7 protein-coding genes, 1 tRNA gene and 1 pseudogene are annotated in these 8,506 nt (G+C 60.5%); 7 read left to right on the top strand and 2 right to left on the bottom strand.

The window, feature by feature from the left end; all coding sequences use genetic code 11:
- The first annotated feature begins 77 nt into the window (after positions 1 to 77).
- Positions 78 to 153, top strand: a tRNA-Thr gene (locus DCO47_RS23660).
- Positions 154 to 160: 7 nt separating this feature from the next.
- Here DCO47_RS23660 and DCO47_RS23655 read toward each other — a convergent pair.
- The gene (locus DCO47_RS23655; protein ID WP_116659038.1) at positions 161 to 655 is read right to left on the bottom strand and encodes a DUF4148 domain-containing protein; all 495 of its coding nucleotides are present in this window, start codon (positions 653 to 655) and stop codon (positions 161 to 163) included.
- A 274-nt stretch (positions 656 to 929) separates the two neighbouring features.
- On the opposite strand from DCO47_RS23655, the gene DCO47_RS23650 reads away from it, so the two are divergent.
- Positions 930 to 1,229 (top strand): DUF6388 family protein, encoded by a 300-nt coding sequence (locus DCO47_RS23650; protein WP_042608866.1) that lies wholly within the window; start codon positions 930 to 932, stop codon positions 1,227 to 1,229.
- A 103-nt stretch (positions 1,230 to 1,332) separates the two neighbouring features.
- On the opposite strand, the gene nadC is transcribed toward DCO47_RS23650, so the two are convergent.
- A complete protein-coding gene (nadC, locus tag DCO47_RS23645) occupies positions 1,333 to 2,181 on the bottom strand; it encodes a carboxylating nicotinate-nucleotide diphosphorylase (RefSeq protein ID WP_064364496.1) in 849 nt (282 codons plus the stop codon).
- Positions 2,182 to 2,448: 267 nt separating this feature from the next.
- Here nadC and DCO47_RS23640 point away from each other — a divergent pair, with 267 nt between their 5' ends.
- The 5 genes and pseudogenes from DCO47_RS23640 (at position 2,449) to DCO47_RS27645 (ending at position 8,403) form a co-directional block, all read left to right on the top strand.
- Complete coding sequence (locus DCO47_RS23640) at positions 2,449 to 4,623, top strand: DUF1631 domain-containing protein (RefSeq protein WP_116659037.1); 2,175 nt, start codon at positions 2,449 to 2,451, stop codon at positions 4,621 to 4,623.
- Positions 4,624 to 4,687: 64 nt separating this feature from the next.
- Positions 4,688 to 5,248, top strand: a complete 561-nt coding sequence (gene ampD, locus DCO47_RS23635) for a 1,6-anhydro-N-acetylmuramyl-L-alanine amidase AmpD (RefSeq protein WP_042608869.1) — start codon at positions 4,688 to 4,690, stop codon at positions 5,246 to 5,248.
- Positions 5,245 to 6,084, top strand: a complete 840-nt coding sequence (gene ampE, locus DCO47_RS23630) for a regulatory signaling modulator protein AmpE (protein WP_116659036.1) — start codon at positions 5,245 to 5,247, stop codon at positions 6,082 to 6,084. The genes ampD and ampE overlap by 4 nt, the downstream gene beginning before the upstream one ends.
- A 321-nt stretch (positions 6,085 to 6,405) precedes the next feature.
- Positions 6,406 to 7,497 (top strand): annotated as a pseudogene (locus tag DCO47_RS27650) (methyl-accepting chemotaxis protein); the annotation flags it as partial.
- Complete coding sequence (locus tag DCO47_RS27645) at positions 7,474 to 8,403, top strand: methyl-accepting chemotaxis protein (RefSeq protein WP_371919895.1); 930 nt, start codon at positions 7,474 to 7,476, stop codon at positions 8,401 to 8,403. The pseudogene DCO47_RS27650 and the gene DCO47_RS27645, both read left to right, overlap by 24 nt.
- The last annotated feature ends 103 nt before the right edge of the window (positions 8,404 to 8,506 follow it).

Raw genomic sequence — 8,506 nt, 5'->3', positions numbered from 1 at the left:
GATAATCCAATCATGTGGGAGCTGCCGCAGGCTGCGATCTTTGCTTTTGTGAAAACCGATGCTAGGTTTAGCCCATCGCCCGTGTAGCTCAGCCGGTAGAGCAGCGCACTCGTAACGCGAAGGTCGCAGGTTCGATTCCTGTCTCGGGCACCATCCTCGTTTATTTCACCTTGCGGCTCAGATCCTCGACAGTACGTTTAAGCTGATCCATGTCCCGATCCTGATTGTTGACCATCTGCTTCAAATTCGAGATCTCGCTGCTGTTCGAGTTGGAGCTTGAGCCGCTGTTCCGCTTGAGTTCTTCAACCTGGCGGCCGAGGCTTTCCAGTTCGCGGTCCTGTTCCTTGACCCTGTTCTTCAGTTCGTCGATCTCCTTGGCGCTGGCGGTTGAACCCGAACCGCTGTTACGTTTGAATTCTTCGATCTGGCGCGACTGGTCATTGAGGGTGTCGCGCATCTTTTGCAGCTCATCAATGCTGATATCGCTTTTGATCAGGACGTCCTTGCCATAATCGTTGTGGATGAGTGAAACCTTGTCGCCATAGGACGCGCTGCTCGAACTCAGCTCAACGGCCATGGCGCTGGCGGGAAAGGCCAGAGCTGCGATCAAAGTGGTAGTAGAGACAACCGCGGAGATTTTCAAGAAGCTGCGCATCACTGGTTTTCCTTGTGAACAGCATGTTGTGTACCGAAGTGGCACATCGCTATGACTTGGATTACGCGTTTATGTTCCGCAGGTCAGCTTTTTGTGCAAGAGATGTAAAGAGCCGTGTAATTCGTCATGCAAACGTCCTATATTCTGTGCCTGCATGAGCATCGCTTAGCAGTTTTCAGATGATCCCGAATGGTTCCGAAGGCCGGCCAGTCCGCGTCAGAGAGATCCTTGATGATCCAGATCCATCCTCCATTCCCAGATCAGAGAGAACCCCATGACTGAATTGACCCAAGAGCAACGCCACGAACAAGCGCTGGAAAAATACCTTCTGGATGTGCCGGACCTGAAGGAAGAGATCAAGGACTTGAGTCCCGATGATCAGAAAGACCAGATCCAGTGGGCCTTCGAAGACGAAGCCGAAGCGCAGGGCTTGCAGCCTTGGGAGTTGACCCTCAAGTACACCAGCACGCCGGAAGAGTTCGAAGCGCAGCGCCTCGTACTGCACAAGGAAGCGGCTGAAGTCTTGGGTGTCGAGTGGGATGAGTACTGCGAGATGAATAATCTCGTCGTTTAAAAGCAGCTACAAGTTTCAAGCTGCAAGCTGCAAGCTACAAGTAAAAGCACAATCGCTCAGCTTGCAGCTTGCAGCTTGCAGCTTGCAGCTTGCAGCTTGCAGCTCAGAGACTGAGTCGCATCGACAGATCCACCGCTTTGACATCCTTGGTCATCGCGCCAATCGAGATGTAATCCACGCCCGTTTCGGCGATCGGCAGCAGCGTGCTTTCGTTGATGCCGCCGCTGGCTTCCAGTTTCGCTTTGCCGGCGGTCAGGCGCACCGCTTCGCGCATGTCGTCCAGACTCAGTTCGTCGAGCATGATGATGTCGGCGCCGGCTTCCAGCGCTTGCTGCAACTCCTCAAGGCTTTCCACTTCGATCTCCACCGGTTTGCCCGGGGCGATCTTGTGCGCGGCGGCCACGGCTTCAGCGATGCCACCGCTGGCGGCGATGTGGTTTTCCTTGATCAGGAAGGCGTCGTACAGACCGATCCGGTGATTGTGGCAGCCGCCGCAGGTCACCGCGTATTTCTGCGCCAGGCGCAGGCCCGGCAGGGTCTTGCGGGTGTCGAGCAACTTGACCTGCGTCGCGCCGACGAAGTCAGCCAGGTACTGCGCGCGCGTCGCCACGCCGGACAGCAACTGCAGGAAGTTCAACGCGCTGCGTTCACCCGTCAGCAGTGAGCGAGCCGGGCCTTCCAGGTGAAACAGCGGCTGATTGGCCTTGACCCGCTGGCCGTCGACCACTTGCCAATGCACCGCCACGCGCGGATCGAGCTGGCGAAACACCGCATCGACCCACGCGGTGCCGCAGATGACGGCGTCGTCACGGGTGATGATGGTGGCTTTGGCCAGGCGTTCGGCCGGGATCAGTTGCGCGGTGATGTCACCGCTGCCGACGTCTTCGAGCAACGCACGGCGCACGTTGTTTTCGATTTCGGCGGTCAGATCGGCGAGACGTAGATTCGGCATAACGGACTCCACAAACAAAGTGATTCGATTATAGGGGCAGGGCGCGAGCCAACCCAAGGCGAGAACGCGCGTGCCTGCCTGCATCTGGTCGATTTTCTCAGCCGAGTGCGGGGTTCGTGGCGTATAGGGGAAACCCTGAGGCCTATAGCATCGCCGCCATCTTTTGCCAGATAATCCGCCTTGTATTTGACGTCATGGCTTTGACGAACGACTCTGCGAGAGGCGGTGTCAAAGCGACGAACCGAATCACTGTTCCAGGAGGCTTGGATGCGTAACGACGGGAAAGTGGTGCCTCTGCACCGGGCGACTGCCGATGTGGCGGAGCACTCGCCGCTTGCCCGCCTGCCGGTGATTCTGCTGCAGGTTCGCGACAAGGCTGCGCAGCAGCTGCGCCACGATCTGCAGGAACTGTTCGATAACGCCGACGACACGCTGTTCGAAATGGCCGACCGGGCGCGCAACGACGTCGATCAGAACATCTTTTTCGAAGCCATGCGCGACCTGCGCCTCAAGCGCAAGAACATCGAGCGCGGCTTTCTCGAGCTGTTTTTCGAAGCCTTCGCCGGTCTCACTCAATACGACCCTGCCGCCATTACCTTGCCACGCACGCTGGTGGTCGAAGATGCGGCGCCGCGCACCGATGCCATGGAACGCACCGTCGCCGTGCAGACCATGGTCAGCCGCGTGCTCAAGCGCGACGGCTTCGCCCTCGATCAACTGACGGCGCGGTTCAGCTCGATGCTCGGCAAGCGTCTCGACGATCAGCACAATCCGCTGAGTCCGGCGATGCTCTGCGAATATTTCCTGCAGGCCGGGCGTAATCTTGGCGTCGAGATCAAGGTCAAGCTGATCCTGCTCAAGCTGTTCGAACGCTACGTGCTGGCCGACACCGAACAGCTGTATGCCGAGGCCAATCAGTTGCTGCTCGCCACCGGCGTATTGCCGCATCTGAAACCGGCCACAACGCGGCGTCCTGTCGAGCGTGGGGAAGGCGACCCGTTCGTTGAAGAACTCGACGCGCCGCCGCCAGCGGACGAAGGCGTCGAGGAAGTATTTGCCGCGCTGCAGCAACTGCTCGCTCACGTGCGCGGCCGTGTCACCCCGACACTGGAGCCCGGCGCTCCGGCGCATCCGATCAATACCCGCGACCTCCTGCGGTTGTTGTCGCACTTGCAGCAATACGTACCGGCGCTGGAGGCTCAGGAAGATTTCGATCTGCGTCATCAGCTCGAACAGCTGCTGACCCGGGTCAGCGTCAGAAGTGGCCGCTCCCGCGTCGTCGCGACTGCCGACGAAGATGTGATCAACCTGATCGCCATGGTTTTCGACTGCATCCTCGAGGATCGCAACGTGCCCGACGCGCTCAAGGCACTGATCGCCCGATTGCAGATTCCGATGCTCAAGGTCGCCGTACTGGACAAGAGTTTCTTCAGCCGCAGCACCCATCCGGCGCGGCGCCTGCTCAATGAAATCGCCGAGGCCGCAATGGGCTGGAGCGATTGCGACGGTGCTGAGCGGGACAGCCTCTACGTGCGCATAGAGCAAGTGGTGCAGCGCTTGCTGAGCGAGTTCGTCGACGACCCGGCGATCTTCTCCGAACTGCTTGCCGATTTCCTCGCCTTCACTCAGGACGAACGCCGCCGCACCGAACTGCTCGAACAACGCCTGCGCGATGCCGAGGAAGGTCGGGCGAGAGCCGAGCTGGCTCAGCGTCGCGTAGCGCAGGCGCTGCAGCAGGCGTTGTCGGGCAAAGTGCTGCCGGCCTCGGTGGTCGGTTTCGTTCAGCAGGCCTGGAGCAACGTGCTGTTGCTGACCTGTCTGAAGCATGGCGATCAGTCCGCCGAATGGCACGCCGACGTGCAGACCATGGAACAGTTGATCTGGAGTGTGCAACGCCATGACGACGGCGAATCCAGCCTGCGTCTGTTGGCACTGGTGCCCGGCTTGCTCAAGTCGCTGCGCGATGGCCTGAGCAGCACGGCGTTCGACCCGTTTGCCACCAGCGAATTCTTCAGTGAACTGGAGGCGCTGCACGTGCGCGTGCTGGAACGCTCCGACGACGCCGATCACAGCCTGATCGAAGTCACGCCGCAGCTCTTGCAGCACAGCGCCGACCTGGCTGATGCCGCCACGCCATCGCCGCGCCCGGCGCAAGACGATGCCGGTCTGTGTCAGGTCGAGCAGTTGCGTGTGGGCAACTGGGTGGTCTTCGACGAGAACGACGAGCAGACCTTGCGTTGCAAGCTCGCGGCGATCATCGATGAGACCGGCAAGTACGTTTTCGTCGACCGCACCGGCATGAAGGTACTGGAGCGCGATCGCACCGATCTGGCCATGGCGTTCAGCCGTGGTGGCGCCCGCGCGCTGGAGGACACTTTGCTGTTCGACCGCGCACTGGAAACGGTGCTGGGCGACCTGCGGCGACTCAATCGCGGCAAGTGATCGCGCGGCAAGGGCGGATCGCGGCATACTGGGCGCCCACATGGTCGGCGTTGAAGGAATCGGTATGCAGTTGGATCCCGCGAGCGGGTGGTGTCATGGCGTGCAGATCTGCCCGTCACCCAACTTCAATGAGCGCCCGGCGGGCGAAGTGTCCCTGTTGGTCATCCACAACATCAGCCTGCCGCCGGCGCAATTCGCCACGGGCAAGGTGCAGGAATTTTTCCAGAATCGTCTGGATGTCACCGAACACCCGTACTTTGCAGGCATCGCTGACCTGCGCGTCTCGGCGCATTTTCTGATCGAACGTGACGGCAAGGTCACCCAGTTTGTCTCCTGTCTGGAGCGGGCGTGGCATGCCGGCGTTTCGCTGTTCGAAGGTCGTGAAACCTGTAACGATTTTTCCGTGGGCATCGAGCTGGAAGGCACCGATGATCTGCCGTTCACCGACGAACAATATCGCTCGCTGATTGCGCTGACCCGGCAGTTGCAGGAGCGTTTTCCAGCGATCACCGATCAGCGCATCTGCGGCCACAGCGATATCGCGCCGGGGCGCAAGACCGATCCGGGACCGGCATTCGACTGGGCACGCTATCGCGCGGCCCTGGCAAAAGAGGAAGGACAATGAGTTTTCTGGTGTTACTGCTGGCGCTGTGGATCGAGAAGTTTTCGGCCCTGCGCCATCGGCTTCAACGCGACGGCGGATGGATCCGCGAACTGCACAAACTCGAAAACAGCAAACGGCTGGCCAGGCAACCGTGGCTGGTGCTGACGATTCTGGTGCTGCTCCCGGTGGCGTTGCTGGCGCTATTGCTGCTGGTGCTGGAACCTGTGGCTTACGGTTTGCTGGCGCTGCCGGTGCATTTGCTGGTGGTGATCTACAGCCTCGGACGCGGCGATCTGCTCGGCGGCCTCGGCCCGTTCCGCGACGCCTGGCGTCGTGAGGATCTGCAAGCGGCGGCGCACGTCGCCAAGCGCGACCTGGATATCTGCGCCGACAGCGGCGAGCAGTTGCTCGAGCGGGTGCAAGGGCATCTGCTGTGGCAGGCCTATCAGAGTTTCTTCGCGGTGATCTTCTGGTACTTCCTCCTCGGCCCGGTGGCGGCATTGGCCTATCGCTTGCTGGCGCTGGCCGAAGAGCACGGCAACAATCCGGCGCTGGTCGAGCGGGCTGCGCAGTTGCGTCACGCCTTCGATTGGGTGCCGGTGCGTTTGCTGGCGGCGAGTCTGGCCCTGGTCGGCAACTTCGTCGCGGTCAGCCGAGTGATGCTGCATGAGCTGCTCAACTGGAACATCAGCGCTGCACAGTTGATCAACAAGGTCGGCCTGGCCGCCGGGGAAATCCCGCCGCCAGCGGTCGGCCCGGACGGCATCAACACCCTCGACTGCCTGTGGGAACTGCTGCTGCGCGCGGCAGTGCTGTGGTATGCCGGGTTTGCCTTGTGGACTGTTCTGGTTCACTGACGATCTGAAATGAACATATTGTGGCGAGGGAGCTTGCTCCCGCTGGGTGGCGAAGCCGCCCTCGCTGTTCGTCACCTGCAACGCTTTTGTCTGATTGGCGACTGCTACGCAGCCGAGCGGGAGCAAGCTCCCTCGCCACAGTGGTCTGTTGCTGGTTCTTGCGTTGTTAACCTTAAGTTACAAAACCCCCCGCCGTTTTGCGCTATACAGGGATAGCGCCCGATAGTGGCTATCTGCTGTCGCCCCGCGCCTGCCAATAAAAACAAGAAAAACCAAGGGAGACTTCCAGTGAAGAGCTTGCTCTATCCCGCCGTCTCGCTGATGAACCGTCTGAGCTTCGGCATGAAGTTCAGCCTGATCAGCGTGCTGTTCCTGGTGCCGATGCTGGTGACCAATTTCTATCTGGTGCGCGACTCCTATCGCGAATTTCAGGGCACCCGTGTCGAACTGCAGAGCCTCGACCTGCTGGGCAGCAGCCTGAGCCTGCGTCGGGATCTGGAAACCCTGAACAATCTGGTGCAGATCGACGTCACCCTCGGCCAGTCCGGCAAGGCGGGCAATGTCGAAGCGCAGATCCAGACCTTGGAGCAGGCCGTGCTCGCGCGCCTCGAAGGGCTGACGGCGATGACCGAAGACCCCGAGCAGATAAGGCAATTCGAAGCCAAGCGCGATGAAATGATCGCCGCGTTCAAAGCCCAACAAGCGGAAAGCTCGCTGCAAAGCAAAAGCGCGTTGATCGGCAAGTTGCTGGCCAGTGCGCAGATTTTCAGCCAGATCATCACCAGTCAGGCGGGGCTGAGCCGCGATAACCAGAGTGATATTCGCCAGCTCAGCGAACTGGTCACGCTGATCACCCCGAGCGTCACGCAGACGCTCGGCGAAGGCCGGGCGATGGGTTCGTATTCGTTGGGCCAGGGCTTTCTAAACAGTTCTTCGAGTACACGTTTTGACGAGTTGCTGGTGCAGATCGAAAAACTCCAGGCCGAGTACGCCCTGAAGCTGCAAGACGCCCTCGGTTCCAGCAGCGCTGCCCGTGAATCGCTCAGCGCCCAGGCCGACAGCAGCAAGGCCTCGCTCAAGCAGGCCAGCGAATTGTTCGAAGAACAAGTGGTGATGGCCGACACCCTCGATGCGCCGTGGCAGGGGTTTTACGATCAGGTCACCGGCCTGATGGAACACACCTATCAGCTGAATCAAGCCACGCTGAAATTTCTCGACAGCCAGTTGCAGCAACGTCTGGCGCAGAACCGCATGCACATGGTTCTGCAAGCCTCGGCGCTGTCGGTGGTGTTCGTGCTGATTTTCTATCTTTACGGCGGTTTCTACGCCTCGACCCGCACCACCCTGAAAAGCCTCGGGGCGATGATGGACAGAGTCGCGGCCGGTGACATGACCGTCAACTTCAAGGCCAGCAGCCGCGATGAACTGGGCGAGTTGGGCGAGGTGTTCAACGGCACGGTGAAGAAGATTCACGACCTGATCGAACGCGTCGGCCACACCGTCGGCGAAGTCGAGCGTCAGGCCGGGCAAGTGGAGAGCGTGTCGGCGCAGAGTAATCAGGCTGTCGCCGGCCAGCGTACGCAAATCGAACAAGTGGCGACGGCGATGAACCAGATGTCGGCGACCTCAATGGAAGTTGCCCGCAGTGCTGCGGCAGCGGTGAGCAGCGCCCACAGCGTCAACGACGAAACCCTGAGCGGGCGGGGTCTGGTGGAATCGCAGCAGGGCAGCATTGCCGCGCTGGCCAGCGAGATTGATCAGTCGGTGCTGGTGATCAATCAACTGGCCAGTGACAGCCAGTCGATCAGCCGTGTGCTTGAGGTGATCAAGAGCATCGCCGAGCAGACCAACCTGCTGGCGCTCAACGCCGCGATCGAAGCGGCCCGGGCCGGCCAGCAGGGGCGCGGTTTTGCCGTGGTCGCCGACGAAGTACGCACCCTGGCAAAGCGCACCCAGCAATCGACCGAGGAGATCGAGCAGATGATTGCCAAACTGCATGGCGGCGTCGGCGCGGCGGTGAAGGCCATGGGCGTCAGCCATCAGATGGCCAATGGCACGGTCGGGCAGTCGGAGAAGGTCCAGCAAGCGCTGGAAAATATTCTCGGCGCGGTGGGCATGATCGTCGACCAGAACCAGCAGATCGCCGCTGCCGTGGAACAGCAAACCGCCGTGGCCCATGACATCGATCAGAACATCGTCGAGATCAACCGCGCCGGCGAACGCACGGCGCAAGGTGCACACCAGACCGAAGATGCCAGCCGCGCGCTGTCGGCGCAGGTGGTTGAACTCAAACAACTGATCAGCGCATTTCGCGTCTGAGAGGCTGGTGCCGGATCAAAAATGTGGGAGCGAGCCTGCTCGCGAAGGCGGTGGGGCAGGCACTGACGATCTCACTGACAGATCGCTTTCGCGAGCAGGCTCG

The sequence above is a fragment of the Pseudomonas sp. NDM genome, assembly GCF_003105095.1.
In the GTDB taxonomy this organism is placed as follows: domain Bacteria; phylum Pseudomonadota; class Gammaproteobacteria; order Pseudomonadales; family Pseudomonadaceae; genus Aquipseudomonas; species Aquipseudomonas moraviensis_A.
The sequence above is the reverse complement of the archived record's forward strand: the minus strand, read 5'-3'. Positions and strand labels throughout refer to the sequence as shown.